Here is a 19,688-nt window from a genome sequence, read left to right on the forward strand (position 1 = left end):
TCCGAGACGTAGACAAAACCATAGAAAGTTCGGAGGCTATGCTACGAATTGGCTTTATTTCAATCCTGCTCAATAGGCTGGCCAAATAATAGTCCCAAACATACTCTAAGATCATTGAATGCCGAACTGGGCACCACGCCTGGTCAGTACGACTGGATTGTCAACTCGTTTAAACTGGCCCGAAAATACTTCCCCTGCGAAACCAAACTGATGATTAACGATTACGCCATTGAAAACACGACAACTTTGGCGACTGCTTACCGGGACATCATCAATCTGTTGAAGGCCGATAATCTGATTGATATCATTGGTATGCAGGGCCATTCCTTCTCGACGCGCAAGTATAATGCCAGCCAAAGTTTCGAAGACCATACGGCATTTCTCCGGAGCAATTTGGAGATCATTGCCTCAACAGGTCTTCCGATTCAGATTACGGAGCTGGATGTTGACGGGAATACAGACAACACCTATACGGAAACAACCGACGTGGCTGTGAAGCAGGCGTTCCAGAAATCGGAATACGAACGCATTTTCGGGTTGTACTGGAATCACCCCTCGGTGATGGGTATCACGCTGTGGGGCTTTCTGACGGGCCACTGGCGCACGGCGCAGGAAGCGTTTCTGGTAGATGCCTGCACGGGACAGGAAAAACCGGCCCTGCGCGACTACCTCAACAATACGCTCAACAATACCCCAACCAGCATCCGCGCATCGGGAAATCCTACCTTCGGTTCGAGTTTTGTCCCACAGATTTGTGGCATTCCGGCAGCGGCTCAGTATGCATGTGCCACTGAGGTACCCGTGTCCAGTACGGCGGCTATAACGGCATCGGCAGTCAACTGCCCCGGGCCAGTCAGCGTTACCGTGAAGGACGTAACCACGCCAGCGACCCCAACGGCGGGTACGTCTTTCACTATTACCCGAACCTGGACCGTTACCGATGCCTGCGGCAATGTGGGAACTGCGTCCCAGAAAATCATAGTTTCGGGCAGTTGTACCCCCGTTATTACGGCCTGTGGCAGCCCAACGGCCACGCTGGGGCAGCCCCTCAGCCTGGTAGAACCAACCTACAACTGTGAAACGAGGGCGTTTACGTTCAAGACCGTAGGGGGTAACGGCTCCCCCATCAGTTACTCGGCCGTTGGTATCTCATCGCCAACAGAGAGCTGCACGGCCATGGTCGATGCGGGTATCGCGCAGGACATTCGGGAGCAGAAGCCCAGCGTAGAGCCCTTCAGGCTGTCGGCAACACAGAACGGCGTTACCGTGGAATATTCATGGAATGCCCTGACGGCCTGTAGTTCGGTAACGGTTACGCCACCGAATGGACTGGCGCTGATTGCCCCTACCTACAACTGCCAGTCGGGCGCGTTCACCTTTAACACCCGTGGCGGCAACGGCTCAACCATCGAGTACATGGCCATCGGCATCACCGGCTGGACAACCAACCCCAACCAGTTTGTCGATACCGAAATCCGCACGGCCGGCGACGCGCAGCCGATTACGCTCAAAGCACGCCAGAACGGCACCGAAGTGACCTACGTCTGGAATATTCGGGCCCAGTGCCCGGTGGGTTCGAATAACCCGCCATTCTACAACGGTGGTCTATCGAACCAGACGACTCAGCAAAACAGCCCGTTCAGCTACGTCCTGCCCGCCGGCACCTTCACCGACCCCGAAGGCCAGCCACTCACCTTCGTAGCTTCCGGATTACCCACGGGCATTACCCTGGCCGGGACAACGCTGAGTGGTACGCCCACGCAATCGGGTAGCTACCCGGTTAAAATTACCGCTACAGACCCCGGTGGACTGGCAACCGAGGGGATGTTCACCCTGACGGTTGTGCCAATGGGTGGTGGTTCATTTCAGCTCGTAGCCCCCACCTACAACTGCCAGTCGGGCGCATTCACCTTTAACACCAGTGGTGGCAACGGCTCCCCTATCGAGTACAGGGCCATCGGCATCACCGGCTGGACAACCAACCCCAACCAGTTTGTCGATACCGAACTCCGCACGGCTGGCGACGCTCAGCCGATTACGCTCAAAGCGCGCCAGAACGGCACCGAAGTGACCTACGTCTGGGACATACGCGCCCAATGCCCGGTGGGCGCTCGCCTGGCCACTTCGGCAGCGATAGAGCCGTTTGCCGAACTAAAAGCGAGCGTTTACCCCAATCCGGTCAATGATGAGTTTGTGCTGAGCCTCGACGGAGTAGCGAACCAGCCGGTTCAACTGCTGCTGACCGACATCGTGAGCCAGCCCATCCTGGACCGGACGGAACACGTGCTCACCAACCATCACGAAGTACGGCTGCGGCTGGGTAACCGGCCTACCGGGGTGTATATCCTGACGATAATCAGCTCCCAGCGGGTGTTGAGCCTGCGCCTACTGAAACGCTAAGTAATGGGCATGGGGCGGTTTCGGCCAGTTGGACCGAGCCGCCCCACCTGCTTCTTTGGCGATTTCAGCAAATGGACTGTCCTGACAAGTCGGGATGAATAAGGGGACGTCCATCCATAATTCACGTTACGTTAGAACACAACACAAAGGGGATGCTCGATTGAGCATCCCTTTTGTGTTGTATCACTCATCGGATTTACCCGGCTTTTCAACCGAAAACTGAACCGTGGTTATTTTAAAAAGACGTCCTTTCTAAAAAGGATTTGCCAGACGTGCCTTTTTAACATGGGTCAAACGCAATTTGCTGCAACCGGAGATGACTGAGCATAGCGTTTCAGGTTTTTTACCGGTATAAGATCACATGGCCTGTAAACAGATTTTTGGTATCCCTAAACCAATTTGTTTTTGGGGATGATCGAAAGAGGATACAACGCGTTGCGGGCGTCGAGAGCGGGTTAGCCCCAATGCAGGAGCAGATTATCTGGCCTTTAGCTGGCTGTTGCCTCCGCTTCATCTCTGCCCACAGGCTACCCAGAAACGCCCCTCCAAATAAGAGCAGATAGCTCAGTGGCAGCCACTGGTAGAAGGGGCCCCGCTCTTTCGACAGGTTGGTGGGATAGGTTGCCATAGTCGTTTAGAATCGTTTGGTTCGATTCCAGCGTGAAGCTGGATCAAACAGTTGGTAACAGGTGAGTAGAATGAATAAATTACAAGGCCTTTAGTTTTGAGTGAGCGATCTGGGTAGTTGAGGTTATTGATTTTACATTTACTTTAACACATCCTAATCCGATTCACCTCATGACGCCCCCATCCAACACTCGTTCGTCGGTACGCTCCGTTCTCTTGATAGTCAGCTGCCTGGGATTGATTCTGACCAGTATTTTCCTGAATCGTCGCAGTATGAACGACATTCAGCAGGCATCCGCATCGATTTATAAAGACCGGCTGGTACCAATGGGCATGCTGGTCGATCTGACAGCAACGGTCTACCGCAAACGACTGTTGCTGGAAACCTTCGTTCTGGCGACCCATAAACCGGACACAGGCCCGATGGCGTCAACGCTCGACCGGCTCAACCGGCAAACCGACTCACTGCTGACCGAATTTGAAAAAACCAGCTTAACGGTCAGGGAAGCCAGCCAGTTACAGAGTCTAAAGCAGCAGTTGACCGTTTACAACCAGCTGGAAGGCGAACTAACGACCAAGCTGAATGATCATCCAACGGCACAGCAGGCACTGTTTGCGGGCGGCAGCAGCACGGCTTTTGGTCAGGTGGCGCATACCCTTAACGACCTGGTTTCTCTACAGCTAACCGTCGGTGAGGAACTCCTGGGCGAGTCGAGAGGCCAAACCGACTACATTTATGTGCTGACGGCGTTGCAGATAGGTTTGGTACTGATGATTGGACTGAGCTTATTTTGGCACCGTTTCCGGTAGCAATGAATGCTCCCGCTTCCGGGAAACGACTAATCAATCAGCCCAGGCTTAGACCGGTTGACAAGTCGTTCAGGCAGGCGGCTTCATTTTGGTTTATCCTGCCGGAGACGACGGAACCGACCGTGCAGGCGGCCACACCTTTTACGTTACCTGGTTAGTCCGGCCTCTGTCGAATGAGCGTATCGCAACGAGCCTGGACTCGTTGCAAATCCGATCGGAACCGTCGGATAAACGCTCGCTCTTCCCCCGATACGCCTTCATACGCCATAGCTACTCGCCACAGGATGTTGACAAACCATTTTTCTGTCTGTACATCGAGTTTGACCCGGTCGTGTGCCATCCGGCGCAGGCCAAATGCGTAAGCCTTTTCGCTTGTTTCGCCCACGTTTTCCTGTAGAAATAAAGCGCTAATCGCCAAATCACTGTAAGGGCTTCCGGCTAGTAGCCGGCGCATTACGTTTATTTCCTCCGGCTGGAGTTGGCCGTCTACTTTTGAGAGGGCATAAACGAGGCTGCCCAGGCCTACTGCTACATCAGGTGAATACATAGATCCTATATAAAGTTGCTCGTTGTGAACTGGATATCCGCAAAATCTTAACTTACGGAGTAGCTATGACCTCCACAGGCTCCAGCCGATAGACGGCATCGATTGCGTCGGGGTTATCGGCTGACATTTGAAGATCGTTAAGCAGGCCCGTTTTCAAATCATACACCAAACCATGAATTTGAAGCGGATTACCCAGGTTCCAGGCATTTTGAACGATGGAGGTGCTGGCCAGACTGTATACCTGCTCCTGGATGTTTAACTCCACTAAACGGCTAAGCCTTTGGGCTGGGTCACTAAGGGAGTCCAGTTCATCCTGGTAAAGTCGGTACACATCCTTGATATGGCGTAACCAGTTATCGATTAAACCAACCTGCTTACTGCCCATGGCTGCCGCTACGCCCCCACAGCCATAATGACCACAAACGATGATGTGTTGCACGCCCAGCACATTGACCGCATAGTCCAGTACGCTGAGCATACTCATATCGGTATGAATTACCATGTTCGCAATGTTGCGGTGTACGAACATATCCCCTGGGTTGGTGCCGGTCAATTGCTCGGCAGACACGCGGCTATCGGAACAGCCAATCCACAGAAAATTGGGTTGTTGACCAGCGGCCAGCTGATGGAAAAAGTAAGGGGTATGCTTCGTTTTTTCGAGTACCCACTTTTTATTATTGGCAAACAGTTTTTGATACGAACGGATCATTGAAAGAAAAGTGACGTTGAAGATAGTACTGTTATTTTGGCCATTCATTTCCTGTCCTTATTCGACGGTTTGTGAAGTCGGCTGGCTGGACACCGGCTCAGCTACCTCGGTAGCTGGTTTCGTCGTTGACGTCGGCATTCCAAGCCGTTGAATCTTGTAATTTCGCAGGGTTACGTCCGTCTCCGGCGTGTGCGGCATCACCACGCCACCCGCTGGCACGGCCCCTGGTACGGGATGTTTGTAATTAGCTACGGGACCCTGGCTGAAACCCGGTGCGCGAACCGCAGCGCCCGATTTGTTTTCCCACTGCCGGGCCGCGGCTGCTTTGTTTGGGTGCTTGTAATTATGGGTTGAATAGGTATGATCTTTTCGTATTTTCTGATCATCTTGGGCGGAGGCCGTTATGAACGACAGGCCGCTGAAGGCGGCTATTAGCAGGATTCGTTTCATGATTCGTTGAGTAATTTACGCCATTGACCAAGCTGCTGGGCGATCGACCGATCACACCTGCTGGTTGACTTCACAAAGGTCACACCCCGGCGTTAGGCTCGTATTAGAGCCAGGTTAGAACGAGATTAGAAATGAGATTGGCCCGCCACAGACGCCCGTATACCGTGGTTCGCCGGTATGACACACCCGGCGAAATCAGCCTGAACAGCTGCCGCAGCGTCAAAAAAGTGACACTGGAAGCGGGGTAAATTTTTCATGGTTAAACTGTTCGGATGTAGGGTCGGTTGGCAAGCGGAGAGAAAGGCCAGGGAATCGCCAGAAAGATGATTACCAACGCTATTGAAAACCAGATAAGCATTGTCCGGAATTTGGCCCTGTCGGCGGGTTGACGCTTCGCCATTGCCGAGCCGACGGTGATCAGGACGACAGCCAGAAGCATGATCGTGATGTGGATAACCCCGAAGAAAACCAACGGCCCTCCGGCCCGGTTGCCCTGCTGCCGGAATGCCTCAACAACCGGGCTGATGAAGTACAGCGTAAAGCCAAGGATCAACTGAACATGCGAAATGGTGGCCGTCCAGTGGCGTACCGAATTATCAGAGGCCGTAAAGGCCAGCCGGGCGGTGTACCCCCGGTAGGCCCGGAAGATGGCGATCAGTAAACTAGCCAGTACCAACCAGCGAAACAGCGAATGCAGACTAAGTAATGTTGAATACATAAGTAGAGAACGAGCTAGCAAGAAAACATACTATTTGGTATGTTTTTCATCAAAAAAATTAGGTTAACTGGTTAAGATACCGCTTCAACTCATTGAGGTAAGTCTGGTAACAAGCTGCTCCGAAAAGCTTACCCATGTTACGGGTGCCGCTGTAGCCAATCATAATAAAATTAGCCACCTGAGCCCCATCGACATCATCCCGAATCTGGCCCAATGCCTGCCCCCGCTGTATACTGCTGCTCACCGCCTGCAAACACTGACTCATGACGGCGTACAGGGCCTGGTGAAGTGAATCGTTGGAAGCTGCCACTTCATTGACCAGGTTAACGGCCGGACAGCCATATTCTGCCTGGAAGAAGGGAGCTGTCTGTAGCAAGTGTTTCATCATGAGGTAGATGTCATCAGCCGGCTGGTCCGAATTGATCAGCGGCCTGATAAAGCTTTCCTCCATCGTAGGTTTGATCACTTCGTTAATCAGAGCCAGACCCATTTCTTCTTTATTCCTGAAATGATAAAAAAAGGCTCCCTTAGTCACCTGCGTGGTGGCAATGATGGTGTCAATACTGGTCGCCTGAAAACCATTTCGGTAGATAAGTTCGAACGCCTTATGCAAAATAGTATGGCGGGTTTCAGCGGCTTTGGACATCAAATAATAGAGTTGGCCCACAAACATACCAAGTAGTATGTTTAGAAACAAGAGAGTTATTGACTTCCTGAATTTCAACGCTAACTCGTCAGCTAGAACGTTGATTATCACCCAATTACCTTTATGCCGAACGAAGTAATACTGATTGGGTTTGCCCAAAGCAAGGACACTTGTGCCACAGCTTGCCCGGTTCTCTCAAGAAAATCTGTTAAAATCTCAATCCTTACCGACGCTTGACCGGTGTGGACCTGGCTTAGCTTTGACTCCCTCCACTAATGGATCGAAACTGTTTAATAAGCCATGGACTATCAACCGCTGCTCCGTCAACTTTACCAGGATTTCAATGCGCGTCAGATTGATGCGGTTTTAGCTCATCTGCATACCGATGTAGCCTGGCCAAACGGCTGGGAAGGTGGTTATGTGGCTGGCGTCGATGAAGTGCGTGCTTACTGGCTACGCCAATGGCAACAAATCGATCCGACTGTCGAGCCGCTTTCTTTTGCGATACGATCAGACGACCAGATTGCGGTTAAAGTTCATCAAGTCATTAAAGACCTGGATGGCCACGTATTGAGTGATGAACAACTTCATCATATCTACGGCTTCGAGCATGGAAAGGTACTTTTCATGACAATTGAAAAGTAGCAAGTTGCTTTGTTGATAGCGAACCTGTCCAGATTTCACGTTGGCCCGTGTTTCATTCAGGGGGTCGGTAGTAGCCTGGACGGCTACGTCCGGGTGTGAAACGGGAATACGCCTACCCGGACGTTAGTAACGGAGTTATTTGCAATGCCCTCACAACGGGAGTGAAATGGGAATGAGCTTACCCGGACGTGGCCGTCCAGGCTACTAAAGACCATCTGATCGCTTACGCGAATGGCTGTTCGGCAGGAGGAAAACACCAAATTGTGTTTGCCACCTCTATACGCCACTGCAACCGTCGACTAATACAACCTTTTATCCCCTACCATTCGGCTTCCTGCTTGTCGTGCCAGAACTTACCCGTTTCGGTTTGCGGGACGTCGGCTGCCAGCCAGACGATGGTTTCGGCTCCTTTCTCGACCGGGCGGCTGGCGGTGGCTCCTCCCATATCGGTACGCACCCAGCCGGGGTCGACACAGTTGACCGCCACATTTTCATTCCTGAGCGCCCCTGCAAACTGCCTCGTTACAGCGTTCAGGGCGGTCTTGGAAATACTGTAAGCAGGGGCATACGTACTCATACGGCTCAGCGACCCTGCTCCGCTCGATACATTGATGATACGCCCACCGTTCGGAGCCTTTCTTAAGTAAGGCAAAAAATCCTGTATGACCAGTACCGGACCGTTCACATTGGCTTTGATGGTGCGGTCGAGCATTTCGGCGTTGAGCTTCAGAATATCTTCGCCATGGTCTTCCAGAACAGCCGCGTTATTGACCAGCACATCGAGGTGATCAGCTTTCTGGGAGAAGGTACCAGTGGCATTCTTGATGCTAACCGGATCGGTCACATCGAGTTGAATAAAAGTAGCTTCATACCCTGCGGCACATAACTCCTCAGCCGCTGCCCGGCCTTTGGCCATATCGCGCGCGCCAATGAACACGGCGAAACCACGCTGGGCTAACTGACGGGCTATTTCCTTACCGATACCTTTATTGGCTCCCGTGATAAAAGCCGTTTGCTTATGTTCTGTAATCATGCTGAAGGAAAGAAAAGATCGTGTGTAACGACATATCACCAACCGAGCGGCTCCGCTAAATGTTTGCCGTATGCTCAACCGCAATAACCGCTTCCTCATTCATGTTACGCTATTTAGTACCTTTCCGACTAATCTTATACCACCAATTACTTCCTATTTACCCTATGAAATCACTTCTTATACTGCTGGTTGTCAATACGTTTATCATGAGTGTGGCCCAATCGCAAACCCGTCCGGCAACCAGGTCTGCCACAAAGCCAACCGGTCGAGTAACTACAACCGCTCCTGTCCAGTCGCCGGGGCAACCAGCCGTTACCCGAACCACCTCGACTTCAGCCGCGCCAAACCGCCAGCAGGAATTGTACGACCAGTATCACAGCGTCACTAAAAAGCCCGCAACGACTATCACCAACGCGCCGGTTGCTCAATCGACTATCCCTGCCAAACAACCCACTTTGTCAGATGGCCGTACGGCCCGGGTACGAATTGGCGTTCGGGGGGGTGTCAGCTATCTGGTCTTCCTGGAGAATGAATTTAACGCTGACCCCACAGTAGGCTTTGTGGGCGGGTTCGTTGCCACTATTGGCCAGGGTACACTCTCGTTTCAACCAGAATTCAACTATGCACGCTACGCCTTTACCGTTGAAACACCCGTCCTGAACTCAACCAATACCGTGGCACTTAATCGATTTGAGCTGCCGCTATTGCTGAAAATTTCGTCCGGTTCGGCAAACAGCACTCGCTTTTTCCTGAACGTTGGTCCTTATGGGGCTTATTCATCCAGCAGTAGCATAAACGGCCAGAACGTGTCGCTCGATGGTACTGCCAACCGGTTTAGTTACGGTGCGGCTACCGGTGTTGGAGTGGCCGTGAAGGCAGGACCCGGTCACTTGACCCTTGAGCTTCGGGGTCTGTATCAGCTCGGCGATACAGACTCAGGTTTCAATACCGATTCCCGGACAATAAACACGCAGGCTACAGTGGGCTATATGATCCCACTGGGCAGGCGGTAATCAACAGAAATTTCTCATAGAGTGGGTTTTAGAATGGCGGTGGCCTCCTGGCTACCGCCATTTTTGTTGCGCTACAAAGCATACGACCGGTTAACTATTTATTGATTGAACGGCCTTGGTGCGCTATTGTCAGGCAGTTAGCATCCCTGTAGTTTTGTGTATACCCATATACACCTTATTCTATAGGCGCAATGACACGTACAGCTACGGTAATCGCCTTGTTGCTTGGCTTTATCTCCTCCACTGGCTATACCCAGAACATGGCCGGCTTCTGGCTCGGCGTCACTTACCCCAGCAGCCCTGATCAGGAAATTTTCAACTATACAATGACCCTCGACCAAAAGGGCACTACGCTCAGTGGGACGGCACAAACGGCCAATCCCAATGTGCCGTTCGGGGGTTCAGCCTCTATTTCAGGACAGGTAGCAGGTACGTCGGTCACCTTTAACGAAGCCGACCAGACGGGAAACACTGCCGTGAAAGGACTTTGCTTCTGGAAAGGAAAACTTACCTATAACCCCGCCGACGAAAGTCTGACAGGTACGTACGAGAGCATTACCAACGGTACCACCTGCACTATACCGGCCGGTGGCACAGTCGAACTATACCGGATTGTGCTTAAATCCGGCACTAGCTACTGTAAAGGGAGCACCATGAACCTGACGGTGACAGGTAAAAATATTCGCTGGTATTCGTCGGAAAACAAGACAACGCTGCTGGCTACCGGAAATACGTTCAACCCACAGTTGAGTCAGAAAACTACGTTTTACATTACGCAGACACTCTACAAAAACGAAAGCCCGGCCGTACCCATTACGATCGATGTTACCAGCCCGACGATAAGTGATCTTAAAACGGTGTCTCCCCGTTGCGGCACTCCTACCGGCGAAGTAAGCCTGACCGCTACGGGTGGAAGCGGTCCACTGACCTACTCCCTTGATGGTACAACGTTTCAGCGTGACCCGCTTTTTCGTAATCTGCCGGGTGGTGACTACAGCGTCCGGGTCCGGGACCAAACCGGTTGCGAAGTAACGCGGGCGGTATCGCTCCCGGCATCCTTTTCGGTAGGTATCGCCAGCGTTAAAGCGACGGCGGCTGCCTGCGGCAAACCCGGTAGCCTGACTGTAACCACAACCGGCGGTAGTGGGGCTATCGAATCCAGTATCGACGGGCAACGCTTCCAGACGGGCACCGTCATTGCAGGTCTGCAAGGGGGTGCTTACACGGTCCGGATACGCGATGGGGCAGGTTGCGGAGCTACGGCAGCGGTCAACATCGCGGGCAGTAGCGGGCCTGTCATGGATAGCGTGCAAACGACCGCCCCCAAATGCTTAACAGCCAACGGCGCACTGACGGCATTGGCAACGGGTGGTGAGGGGGCGCTTACCTACTCCATCGATGGAGCCGTGTACCAACAAAGCCCTCAGTTCACTAATTTAATCGGGGGAAAATACACCATCCGGGTGCGCGATGCCAGCGGTTGCGAAGTAAGCAAAACGGAGACTCTGCCCCCCTCAAACCCATTGCTTATTGTTAGTACAACTATTGTTCCCACTACCTGCGGCCTTACAAACGGGGAGGCATCCCTGGCAGTTTCGGGTGGTTCGGGACCTGTCCTGTTCAGTACCGACGGGCGTAGAGCCCAAACGAAAAGTACTTTCGACAGCCTGAAAGCAGGCACCTACACCCTATTTGCGCAGGACAGCAGCGGCTGCACCGCCGGCCAGTCGGTTACGATCGATGCCAGCACCATCCCGACTATCGCCGATATACAGATTACGCCAGAGGGTTGCAGCCAGAAAAACGCGTCTGTTACGGTTATCTCCGCCGACCCGGCCAGTCAGTATACATTTTCTATCGACGGCAAAAATTTCCAGTCCGACAATGTATTTACGGGCCTGGGCAGCGGGACTTATACGGTATCGATGGCCGATCAAAACGCATGTCTGACCACTCGCGCCGTTAATCTGGTCTCCGACTGCGCCAATGCCGTTTACATACCCTCGGCTTTTTCGCCCAACGCTGATAGTCGGAACGATGCGCTGACTTCCTTCTTCAGCTTTCCGTCTCTGGATGTTGTCCGGTTCGTCGTTTACGACCGCTGGGGAAGCGTCGTCTACAGCCGGACCGATTTTGCGCTGACCAATGGCGAAGCTATATGGAACGGAGAAGTATCCAGTGGGAATACCGCTCCGGCGGGCATTTATCCCTGTACCCTCCATTGCCGCTTCCCGGACGGTACCCAAACGACTTACCGGCAGTCGGTGGCGGTGTTGAAATAGTTGGACTCCGGCCCCGCCCCAACGACGGGCAATCCATAGGTAAGAAGGCTTGCGCGCTATACAAACGGCATTGTCTTCTCCCAAAGCCAGGCTGCTTTCTCGTCGTTAATATCCCGATTATGCGTGTTTTTGGGAGCGCTATCGGCAAAATAGCCGCCGTTATTGCGCTCGCCAATGGACTTCATTGGAGCCGACGCCAGGAAAACGGAGGTTTGCGCGCCTTTTTCGGGGGTTCGCATCAGCGGCCCGGCCAATGAAAAGACCTTACCCAGAAAACCGGGTGTATCGGCCCCAAATCGTGTTCGAACGGCACCCGGATGTACTGAATACGACACGACGCCCTGCCCGGCTGTCTGGCGGGCCAGCTCGCGGGCAAATAACAGGTTCGCCAGTTTATCGTCGCAGTAAGCGAAGGTAGGCGACAGGTCGTCGATCTTACGGAAGAACCGGGCAGCGCGCCCTCCCAGATAAGCCGCCGACGACAGGCTAATGACCCGCGCGGGTCCGTTGGCCCCGGCACCGGCCGCTTTGAGCGAACCGAGCAGGTGGTTTGTGAGCACAAAGTGTCCGATATGGCTGGCGTAAAATGATTTCTCAATGCCATCCACAAACTCAAGACGCGCCGGGGTGTAGCCTGCGTTGTTGATGAGCACATCGAGTTGCGGGTACTTGGCCGTGATCTGACCGGCGGCCTCACGCACTGAATCGAGATCGGCCAGATCGGCAATAAAATAGTCTACCGTAACTGCCGGGTTGGCTTTCTGTACGTCAGCCTGCGCTTCACGTCCTTTCTGATCACTTCGGCAGAGTAAAACCAGATCGAACGAACGCTGTGCCAATGCTTTGGCGGTGGCCAATCCCAGCCCTGAATTGGCCCCTGTAATCAGGGCAGTTTTTGTTCCCATGAGTTGAATGGAGGGTACGGCTCCGTGTAACGTCCGCACCTCACCAATCCAACGCCTGATTGAAGCCTTTGGTTTACCGTTGTTTGCGAATCCGGGAGAGTCCGGTTGCTGCCTCAGCGGTTACCGTTGGGTTGCCCCCATAGGTTATCGTACTAACGCCATCGGCCGAGGCTGCTATTGTCCCGGTTACCACGATGCTGGCATTGCTGGCTCCTTCGACATTGATCGTTGCTTTTTCAATGGTCAACCGTTTAGCTTCCAGCTTACCCGCGTCCGACAGCCGGATGGTAGCCTCGCCGGTTTTTCCTTCCAGGGTGGCCTTCGAGCCTTCTTTTACAGTCAGGTTCAATTTTTTCGACGATACAGGTGACGTTAAGTTGCTGCCTGTTTCAACCAGCAGCGTCAGATTTTCGGCCTGGATGGGTATATCCGACGTAACTGAGCAACCCGTGCTGATTGCTACCCGATCGAGTTTCGACACGTGGATGGTTACGGTCACGGCTTTGGTTTGATTATAGCTTTTACCCTGATCCAGCATTACCGTCAGTTCACCATTTTTTACGTTGGTGATCACGTGTTCGAGGATGTTGCTTTCGCCTTCCAGTTCAGCACTACCGGCGTTTCCGGTGGTGATCTGTACACGCATGCCGACACGTACGTTTACTTTATCGAACGTACCTATCGTACGTTGCTGCTTTACTATCTGTCCATTTCCGGTAAGCGATTGCTGGGCAAACAGCGGGGTGCTGAGCCAGGTAATCAGCAAGAGAAAAACAAGGGCGTTTTTCATAGTTGACCCAAGGGGTTTAGAGGTTTCTTGTTTTTCAATGATGCAGAAACGCTTGCCTGGGTTGCACGCCCAACAAAAACCGGCCATAAAAAAAGACACCCGATTGAGTGTCTTGTGGAGCATTACGCACATAAAGGCTTTATGCGTTGAAAGCAGGCGCAAATTCGTTCCGGGCAAAATCCTCCAGTTTGATTGTACCAAACACTGGTTTGTTCTCCATAAAATCGGACTGCATGCGGCCGTCCCGCATGGCCTGCCCCATTTTCGTGTATTCTTCGGCCATCTCTTCGTTCATACCGGCTTGTAACAACCCGTTCTTATTCTGTTCATCCGGGAAGACGACCCAGGGCGTTTCGGGTTTGCCAACGGCCGCCCCCAGCACCTGAGCAATTTCGGCACCTGTGCGTTCGTCACTGGCAATGTAGCGAATCCGAAAACCGGTGAAGGCGAGGTTTGCCAGCTCCTGAAGGGCCACCTCGGCAATATCTTGGGTGTGGGACAGGGCAATGGCGCTATCGCCAAAATTACTACCCATGCTATTCATGCCTTTCACCATCCCGATCATCCCGAACAGGTTATACATGAAGTAGGATGGCCGAAGTGCTATCGTGTTCAGGCCCGGCACGGCGTTCAATTTCTGTTCGGCATCATAGAGACCGTCGACGGGCCCGGCTCCGTTGCCCATGTGGGCACCCACACTGCTGAGCAATACAGCAAACCGAATATCGTTGGCCCGTATCGCGTCGATATAGTTATCGATCACGCTGTTATGAAACGCCCGCCATCCCGTAACGCCCCATTTTCCAGGAATGAGCAGATAAACGGCATCGGCTTCTGCAAAAGCCTGTTTTATAAAGTCGGCGTCTTCAACGCTACCTACTGCCGCCTGCGCACCCAGGGCTTCAATAGCCGCAACATTGGCCGGTTTGCTGGTGACTACCGTAACGGTATGACCTGCCTGAATGAGTCCCTGCGCGATGGGTTTTCCGGTATGACCAATAGAGCCAGTAATGACGTAATGCATGGTGATAATAGATTGAGGGGTGAATCAGTCGCGATAGCTACTAAACGGTATGTTGTTCGTAAACCGTTAGAACAGCAATTTCCAGTTATTGAAAAACAAATCCTGACCCGGTTTGCCAGACCAGTTCGAACCAATTGTTTCAGGCTCATTTCCCTCCTGTTTCACAATAGTCGTCACACATTCGCTGCCGGGGGTTTGGCAATTGCTCCGTGTCGTTGTGTCGTTTTTGGCGACCAGCAGGCCGATCGATTCGTCTAGTGTTTTCATGGTTATGAGTTGTTGTATGTGCAACCAATTATTTTTAACAAATTTTTTAACACTCCTCTCCCAGGGCCTGGGCTGCTTTGAAGACGTGCTGTGTCAGGCCTTTTATATTGTCCTCGCCGATTGCCTGGGTGTAGCGCGCCCCAGCCCGTTGCCAGGCTTCAGCAATGGCGGGCTGTAACGCTTCGCCCTGAGCAGTTGGGAATATCAGCGTCTTTTTCCCTTCCGACTCGCGCCGTACCAATTGTTTTTGTTCCAGTTTTTCTACCAGACGCGTAATAGTCGAAGGCGTTAGATACAACGTCTGACTCAATTGGGAAGGCATTATGCCCGGCTGATCAACTACTTCACACAACAGGTAAGCGTGCGAATAGGACAAGCCAAACCGACCAAACTCTTCGTCGCCAATGGTCGTAATGGCCCGAGCTAACGCGTTTGCCGAAAAAAGCAGACAGGCACTAAACCGGGTCTCTTTCTTTTCGTCGACAATCTGTACTCCTTCGTTACTATCCATGACCTCTTTCATATTGGTACAACAAAGGTACGGCATTATAGTTGTATGTGCAAGCAACATATAAAAAAAATAGTGCTGATCGTCGATTGGCCAAAACTAATCAGTGCCTGTTCTGTAGCAACTAGAACAGGCACTGTTGTATTGTGGTCCTGGACAAGACGGGATATTTGCGGGGTATCAGACGCGAAGGGTTATTTTGCGGGTATCAGACGCGAAGGGTCGCGTCTCTACTTGAGGGGCAAATGAACTTCGGCCATCATGCAGCGGGCCGAGCCGCCACCGTTCCCTTCAATAGTCGACAGGTCGAAGTGGAACAACGTGACGTAATCGTCGAGCAAATCGATCTGCTTGGGCGTCAGCGACTCGAACGCCTGCGTCGACATAATCAGCAGCTTCTGCCCTTTCTGGCTCAGTACCTGGAGCATATTGCCGGCGAAGGCAGCCATTTGCTCCATCGAAATGTCGATGATCCGTTTGTTGAGTCCTTCCAGCTCCTGCCGCACCATCAGGCGCTCGTCCGGGTCGGTGATGGCCGACAAACAAACGATGGCGAACGTTTCGGCCATGCACATCAGCACATTCGTATGGTAAACCGCTTTACCGGCGGTATCTGCTGCGTGAAAAGCAACCGTCCGGTAACCGGTCTGGCGGCTAAACTCGGCCAGCACGTCGGGATGCGTACGGGGTGAGAGGCAGGCGAAAGCGACTTTATGCATCCGATCCAGCACCAGGCTACCCGTTCCTTCAAGGTATTTCCCTTCCTGTTCAAAGTGGGTCAGGTCAACGACTTTAGCTACGTGAAAATGTTCAGCCAGGTCATTGATAATATCGGGCCGCCGTTCGAGCCGGCGGTTTTCGGCCTGCATGGGATAGAGCACTACGGTACCGCTGGCGTGGAGCGACACCCAGTTATTAGGAAAAATCGAGTCAGGCGTATAGGGGTCGGCGGTATCCTCGTAGACCATTATCTCAACGCCCAGAGCCCGCAGCTGCTGCACCATTTCGTCGAACTCCCGCAGGGCGTTTTCCTGCGCTACCCCCATGGGCTGGGCAGCTAGTGCCGCATCCTGAAACGCGTTCGACCCGGCCGTCTGTTCGTTGAATCCGAACCGAACCGGGCGGATCATGAGAATGCGGGAAGTAGCTTGTGATTGCATAAAAGATAGTCTAAAAGTCGTAAGTCGTAACAGTCGTAGCGGTCATCCGCGAGGCTTTCGGCTATGAAAGTTGCTAGCATTCAACATGGCTTAATAATTGGCAAATTAGTGTTCATGGCTCACTTTGACAATGATTTTCGTAAAGCGAGCGTCATCCGTGAGACTTCTTCAGTAGTTCCGATGAATAAATCTTTCGTGTGCTGATCGATATAACCCAATCTGTAGGCTAGGTAAGTCATTGATTTCACTTCATTTGATGAGGTACGGGCTATCGTCAGGAAGCGTGCGAAATCCGGATCACTTTCCCGATCGAAGCCTTCAGCAATGTTATTCGATACAAATACCGACGCCCGACAAATCTGGTCTTTGAAACTCCAATCCCGGTTATCCCGGTAGGTATCGTATGTCAATACAGCCAAATCCTGACCCTTTTGCCACACGAACAAATCTTCAAATCGCTTCACTTTCATTGCTTGTTACGGTTATAATAAACAAATGGTAAAACACGCTCACGCCCCACAGCCCCCACCCCTCTCCCCTTACAACTATTACGCCATACGACTATTACGACTATTACGACTATTACGACTTCTACGACTTACGACTATTACGACTTCTACGACTTACGACTATTACCGACTCCCTTTCACAACTCCTCCCGCAACAACGGCAGGCTCATGCAGTGGCTACCGCCCCGCGCCCGGCTCAGCTCGGCTGAGGGCAGCATGATAAAGGTGTTTTCGATCGTTTCCGGCGACGACTCGCCCCGCTCGAAGCGATCCAGCAGGTCGGCGGCCCGGACTACGTCGAAACCGGCAGCCTGGAACGCATCGGTCGTTTTCTGGTTGCGGTCATACCCAACGACAACCCCATCTTTCAGGGCCAGCAGGTTGCAGGAATCAGTCCACTGCTCGCGGGCACCAAACGGAAATTCGTTGTTGCCCGAATAAATGAACTGCACAGGTTCGGTCACGCCCAGATCATCTTTGCTGATACCCACTAGCAAGTCTTCCAGGTTTTCAATTTCTATGGGCTTTTGCTCACTTCCTTTTTTGAACTGGAGAATCTTAAGGTCTTCCGATACATCTTTTGGCGCGAAGAAGTGAATGACATCGCGCTTTTTGGCTTCGTCACCTGTTCGGGCCAGCGAGCCGAGCAATACCCATACATTGCGTTTGGCCTGCGTGAAGACCGTGTCGATGTGCATGTAGTCGCGCTTCTTGGGAATCTTGACGATGGTAACCGTATCGACCAGACTTTTAGCGAACACGAGCCGCATGACCTGCTGGGCCGCGTAGAGCGTGGTACGTTCGCTGACCCCCACGATCAAATGACGTTTGGCAATCATCATCACATCGCCCCCTTCCAGCGTAGACCGGGTAACGTCGCTGTTGGCGTCGGCATCGGGCAGCAGAAACGCGTGCTCATTATCGGGAATCTCGATGATCTTGTCCTGATAGTCGGCAAAGAGCGGATGGTTGAAAAAGATGTACTGCATCAGCAGAGCCTCGCGGGTACGGGCCAGCTTGGCGGGCTTGTTCAGCAGGATATGATCGTTTATGACGATACCGATGTCGCGCGTAAAAATGAAGTTGGGCAGGGGCGCAAACAACATCGCCTGGTCGGGCAGCGACCCTGAGATCATGATCTTGGCCAGTTCTACGGGGTCGAACTCATTGAGCTTCTGCTGGGTACGGAACGATGTCCGCTCGATGCCGCAGATGGCCGCAATCAGGCGGGTACGGATTACCTCATCGGCCAGGATTTCGGATAACAGGCTTTGCACATCAACGACCTTACTCGACCGGAAGTATTCGTTGTGATCTGGCTTGAAAAAGTTACGGTCGGAATCAGGGCCAAGACTGGCGATCTTACCCCGCACTTTATCAGGATCGAGAAAATAGAGCAGGATTTTGACGTAGTAGTCATACTCGTCCCGGCGCATCATATTGAGGTGAACAATGTCCTCAAACAGCCAGTCCTGCGCTTTGGAGGGTACCACTTTGCCCAAACCCCGGTCGGGGCTGTGGATCAGCATACGCCGGAGCGTACCGATTTCGGACGAGACATTGATGCGAGCAGACCGGGTAGCGGTGGGTTGGGCAGCCTGTTTTTCGGTTGGCTGCCCAGCGGTTTCGACGGGTTGAATTCCGGTTTTCATACGAACAAAGAAACCTGCATTTAGGGCAGGTCTCGGTTCGCAAGGTACGATTTTGGGGTAGGAAAAGAAATGGCAGAGGGGCCGTAGTTAGGCGTATACCTCCCGGGTAACGGGCTTCATCCGGCTTACCAGATTTTTCCGATAGGCACGGCCCAGCGGTATTATCTCTTTGTCGATCAGTAGGGTCGTGGTTGCCATAGATTTAAGATAATCGGTATTAATAACGTAGCTGTTATGGACCCGGACAAAGCGGCTGTCCAATTCTTCCATCAGTTTACTGAGCGACCGTTTAAGGGTAAAGCGGCTCTCCCGGGTTCGGATGAATATGTAGTTCCGCTCGGAATAGATATACAGAATATCGCTGAATTCGATGCGCATCCGCTGGTTTTGCGCGCCCCGAATAAACAGGCAGGGCAGTTTGACGACCGGTGCCGGGGGTAGCTCCCGCAGGGCCTGGTCCATGATCGACCGGAGCGTGAGCGGATGAAAGGGTTTGACCAGATGGCCCCCTACCCCCATCGCCCGGGTTTGTTCATACAGCGAATACTCATCTGAATGGGTGACCATAATGAACTGCCTCCCCCGGTCGGCAAATTGTTGCAGCAGCGATAAGCCTTTGGGCTTACTATCCAGGAAAAGATCGCAGATGATGAGCCGGGGCTGCTGCTGCACAATAAGCTGTTGGGCCATATCAGTCGTGTGTGTCAGGAGGGGTGACTGAAAACCCATCATTTCAACGGCCTGCTTGAGCCAGAATGCATCGGCTAAATTATCTTCAACAATCAGGATCGGGTCTGTTGACGCAAGGTTCATGTAATACGGTTAACTGGTTTGTGGCCGCCGGTGTCGCAGCTGGATGACGCAGCCCGGCGGGATGGAGGGGGTAGCAGGAAAGTCTGTATGCAAAATTGACGCCGTACTCATAACCGGAACCGTAATTAAACAAATCGACGCGACGGTTTATACACACCGTCGTTTGTCCCCCTTTTTAAG

General features: G+C 52.6%; 21 protein-coding genes. 5 read left to right on the forward strand and 16 right to left on the reverse strand.

Annotated features, from left to right (window positions below; genetic code table 11):
- The first annotated feature begins 114 nt into the window (after window positions 1-114).
- Window positions 115-2,400: an endo-1,4-beta-xylanase gene (locus tag FH603_RS24055; protein ID WP_186741028.1), complete on the forward strand. Its 2,286-nt coding sequence runs from the start codon at window positions 115-117 to the stop codon at window positions 2,398-2,400.
- A 343-nt stretch (window positions 2,401-2,743) separates the two neighbouring features.
- Here FH603_RS24055 and FH603_RS24060 read toward each other — a convergent pair whose 3' ends face one another.
- Window positions 2,744-3,028, reverse strand: coding sequence for a hypothetical protein (locus FH603_RS24060; RefSeq protein ID WP_186741030.1), 285 nt, complete (start codon window positions 3,026-3,028; stop codon window positions 2,744-2,746).
- Window positions 3,029-3,198: 170 nt separating this feature from the next.
- Here FH603_RS24060 and FH603_RS24065 point away from each other — a divergent pair, with 170 nt between their 5' ends.
- Complete coding sequence (locus FH603_RS24065) at window positions 3,199-3,837, forward strand: MCP four helix bundle domain-containing protein (protein WP_186741032.1); 639 nt, start codon at window positions 3,199-3,201, stop codon at window positions 3,835-3,837.
- Window positions 3,838-3,991: 154 nt separating this feature from the next.
- Here FH603_RS24065 and FH603_RS24070 read toward each other — a convergent pair whose 3' ends face one another.
- From FH603_RS24070 to FH603_RS24090, 5 genes are all read right to left on the reverse strand, one after another.
- The gene (locus FH603_RS24070; protein ID WP_186741034.1) at window positions 3,992-4,384 is read right to left on the reverse strand and encodes a tellurite resistance TerB family protein; all 393 of its coding nucleotides are present in this window, start codon (window positions 4,382-4,384) and stop codon (window positions 3,992-3,994) included.
- A gap of 52 nt (window positions 4,385-4,436) precedes the next feature.
- A complete protein-coding gene (gene can, locus FH603_RS24075; protein ID WP_186741036.1) occupies window positions 4,437-5,093 on the reverse strand; it encodes a carbonate dehydratase in 657 nt (218 codons plus the stop codon).
- 57 nt (window positions 5,094-5,150) lie between these two features.
- Window positions 5,151-5,543, reverse strand: a complete 393-nt coding sequence (locus FH603_RS24080; protein ID WP_186741039.1) for a hypothetical protein — start codon at window positions 5,541-5,543, stop codon at window positions 5,151-5,153.
- 259 nt (window positions 5,544-5,802) lie between these two features.
- On the reverse strand, window positions 5,803-6,261 hold the full coding sequence (locus tag FH603_RS24085; RefSeq protein WP_186741041.1) for a hypothetical protein: 459 nt from the start codon (window positions 6,259-6,261) through the stop codon (window positions 5,803-5,805).
- A gap of 58 nt (window positions 6,262-6,319) precedes the next feature.
- Entirely contained in the window at window positions 6,320-6,907 is a 588-nt protein-coding gene (locus FH603_RS24090; RefSeq protein WP_186741043.1) for a TetR/AcrR family transcriptional regulator, read from the reverse strand.
- Between the two features lie 300 nt (window positions 6,908-7,207).
- Between FH603_RS24090 and FH603_RS24095 the strand changes: the two genes are divergently transcribed.
- The gene (locus FH603_RS24095) at window positions 7,208-7,552 is read left to right on the forward strand and encodes a nuclear transport factor 2 family protein (protein ID WP_186741045.1); all 345 of its coding nucleotides are present in this window, start codon (window positions 7,208-7,210) and stop codon (window positions 7,550-7,552) included.
- A gap of 319 nt (window positions 7,553-7,871) precedes the next feature.
- Here FH603_RS24095 and FH603_RS24100 read toward each other — a convergent pair whose 3' ends face one another.
- Complete coding sequence (locus FH603_RS24100) at window positions 7,872-8,585, reverse strand: SDR family oxidoreductase (RefSeq protein ID WP_186741047.1); 714 nt, start codon at window positions 8,583-8,585, stop codon at window positions 7,872-7,874.
- Between the two features lie 164 nt (window positions 8,586-8,749).
- Between FH603_RS24100 and FH603_RS24105 the strand changes: the two genes are divergently transcribed.
- Together FH603_RS24105 and FH603_RS24110 are read left to right on the forward strand one after the other, a co-directional pair.
- The gene (locus FH603_RS24105; protein WP_186741049.1) at window positions 8,750-9,598 is read left to right on the forward strand and encodes a porin family protein; all 849 of its coding nucleotides are present in this window, start codon (window positions 8,750-8,752) and stop codon (window positions 9,596-9,598) included.
- 191 nt (window positions 9,599-9,789) lie between these two features.
- Window positions 9,790-11,880, forward strand: a complete 2,091-nt coding sequence (locus FH603_RS24110) for an Ig-like domain-containing protein (protein ID WP_186741051.1) — start codon at window positions 9,790-9,792, stop codon at window positions 11,878-11,880.
- 56 nt (window positions 11,881-11,936) lie between these two features.
- Here FH603_RS24110 and FH603_RS24115 read toward each other — a convergent pair whose 3' ends face one another.
- The 9 genes from FH603_RS24115 to FH603_RS24155 all read right to left on the reverse strand — a co-directional run bounded on the left by FH603_RS24115 (window position 11,937) and on the right by FH603_RS24155 (window position 19,508).
- Entirely contained in the window at window positions 11,937-12,785 is an 849-nt protein-coding gene (locus tag FH603_RS24115; protein WP_186741054.1) for an SDR family NAD(P)-dependent oxidoreductase, read from the reverse strand.
- A 73-nt stretch (window positions 12,786-12,858) separates the two neighbouring features.
- The gene (locus FH603_RS24120; RefSeq protein WP_186741056.1) at window positions 12,859-13,575 is read right to left on the reverse strand and encodes a head GIN domain-containing protein; all 717 of its coding nucleotides are present in this window, start codon (window positions 13,573-13,575) and stop codon (window positions 12,859-12,861) included.
- A gap of 139 nt (window positions 13,576-13,714) precedes the next feature.
- A complete protein-coding gene (locus FH603_RS24125) occupies window positions 13,715-14,599 on the reverse strand; it encodes an NAD(P)H-binding protein (RefSeq protein WP_186741058.1) in 885 nt (294 codons plus the stop codon).
- A gap of 66 nt (window positions 14,600-14,665) precedes the next feature.
- Window positions 14,666-14,866 carry a hypothetical protein gene (locus tag FH603_RS24130; RefSeq protein ID WP_186741060.1) on the reverse strand — a complete coding sequence of 67 codons (201 nt, stop codon included), beginning with the start codon at window positions 14,864-14,866 and terminating at the stop codon, window positions 14,666-14,668.
- 46 nt (window positions 14,867-14,912) lie between these two features.
- Window positions 14,913-15,389, reverse strand: coding sequence for a MarR family winged helix-turn-helix transcriptional regulator (locus FH603_RS24135; protein ID WP_235985563.1), 477 nt, complete (start codon window positions 15,387-15,389; stop codon window positions 14,913-14,915).
- A gap of 215 nt (window positions 15,390-15,604) precedes the next feature.
- On the reverse strand, window positions 15,605-16,534 hold the full coding sequence (gene ctlX / locus FH603_RS24140; RefSeq protein ID WP_235985562.1) for a citrulline utilization hydrolase CtlX: 930 nt from the start codon (window positions 16,532-16,534) through the stop codon (window positions 15,605-15,607).
- Window positions 16,535-16,653: 119 nt separating this feature from the next.
- Window positions 16,654-17,004, reverse strand: coding sequence for a four helix bundle protein (locus FH603_RS24145; RefSeq protein WP_186741062.1), 351 nt, complete (start codon window positions 17,002-17,004; stop codon window positions 16,654-16,656).
- 176 nt (window positions 17,005-17,180) lie between these two features.
- A complete protein-coding gene (locus FH603_RS24150; protein ID WP_235985565.1) occupies window positions 17,181-18,572 on the reverse strand; it encodes an arginine deiminase family protein in 1,392 nt (463 codons plus the stop codon).
- Between the two features lie 210 nt (window positions 18,573-18,782).
- Window positions 18,783-19,508 carry a LytR/AlgR family response regulator transcription factor gene (locus FH603_RS24155; RefSeq protein WP_186741074.1) on the reverse strand — a complete coding sequence of 242 codons (726 nt, stop codon included), beginning with the start codon at window positions 19,506-19,508 and terminating at the stop codon, window positions 18,783-18,785.
- Window positions 19,509-19,688: the final 180 nt, after the last annotated feature.

This window comes from Spirosoma utsteinense, from assembly GCF_014282275.1.
In the GTDB taxonomy this organism is placed as follows: domain Bacteria; phylum Bacteroidota; class Bacteroidia; order Cytophagales; family Spirosomataceae; genus Spirosoma; species Spirosoma utsteinense.

Bases quoted from the DNA above. Each gene is read 5' to 3' on its own strand.
- FH603_RS24090 (WP_186741043.1), bottom strand. From the start codon at position 6,907: ATGTCCAAAGCCGCTGAAACCCGCCATACTATTTTGCATAAGGCGTTC.
- FH603_RS24080 (WP_186741039.1), bottom strand. From the start codon at position 5,543: ATGAAACGAATCCTGCTAATAGCCGCCTTCAGCGGCCTGTCGTTCATA.
- FH603_RS24155 (WP_186741074.1), bottom strand. From the start codon at position 19,508: ATGAACCTTGCGTCAACAGACCCGATCCTGATTGTTGAAGATAATTTA.
- FH603_RS24135 (WP_235985563.1), bottom strand. From the start codon at position 15,389: ATGAAAGAGGTCATGGATAGTAACGAAGGAGTACAGATTGTCGACGAA.
- FH603_RS24150 (WP_235985565.1), bottom strand. From the start codon at position 18,572: ATGCTGATCCACAGCCCCGACCGGGGTTTGGGCAAAGTGGTACCCTCC.
- FH603_RS24070 (WP_186741034.1), bottom strand. From the start codon at position 4,384: ATGTATTCACCTGATGTAGCAGTAGGCCTGGGCAGCCTCGTTTATGCC.
- FH603_RS24085 (WP_186741041.1), bottom strand. From the start codon at position 6,261: ATGTATTCAACATTACTTAGTCTGCATTCGCTGTTTCGCTGGTTGGTA.
- FH603_RS24130 (WP_186741060.1), bottom strand. From the start codon at position 14,866: ATGAAAACACTAGACGAATCGATCGGCCTGCTGGTCGCCAAAAACGAC.
- can (WP_186741036.1), bottom strand. From the start codon at position 5,093: ATGATCCGTTCGTATCAAAAACTGTTTGCCAATAATAAAAAGTGGGTA.
- ctlX (WP_235985562.1), bottom strand. From the start codon at position 16,534: ATGCAATCACAAGCTACTTCCCGCATTCTCATGATCCGCCCGGTTCGG.
- FH603_RS24065 (WP_186741032.1), top strand. From the start codon at position 3,199: ATGACGCCCCCATCCAACACTCGTTCGTCGGTACGCTCCGTTCTCTTG.
- FH603_RS24120 (WP_186741056.1), bottom strand. From the start codon at position 13,575: ATGAAAAACGCCCTTGTTTTTCTCTTGCTGATTACCTGGCTCAGCACC.
- FH603_RS24060 (WP_186741030.1), bottom strand. From the start codon at position 3,028: ATGGCAACCTATCCCACCAACCTGTCGAAAGAGCGGGGCCCCTTCTAC.
- FH603_RS24105 (WP_186741049.1), top strand. From the start codon at position 8,750: ATGAAATCACTTCTTATACTGCTGGTTGTCAATACGTTTATCATGAGT.
- FH603_RS24095 (WP_186741045.1), top strand. From the start codon at position 7,208: ATGGACTATCAACCGCTGCTCCGTCAACTTTACCAGGATTTCAATGCG.
- FH603_RS24110 (WP_186741051.1), top strand. From the start codon at position 9,790: ATGACACGTACAGCTACGGTAATCGCCTTGTTGCTTGGCTTTATCTCC.
- FH603_RS24145 (WP_186741062.1), bottom strand. From the start codon at position 17,004: ATGAAAGTGAAGCGATTTGAAGATTTGTTCGTGTGGCAAAAGGGTCAG.
- FH603_RS24115 (WP_186741054.1), bottom strand. From the start codon at position 12,785: ATGGGAACAAAAACTGCCCTGATTACAGGGGCCAATTCAGGGCTGGGA.
- FH603_RS24125 (WP_186741058.1), bottom strand. From the start codon at position 14,599: ATGCATTACGTCATTACTGGCTCTATTGGTCATACCGGAAAACCCATC.
- FH603_RS24100 (WP_186741047.1), bottom strand. From the start codon at position 8,585: ATGATTACAGAACATAAGCAAACGGCTTTTATCACGGGAGCCAATAAA.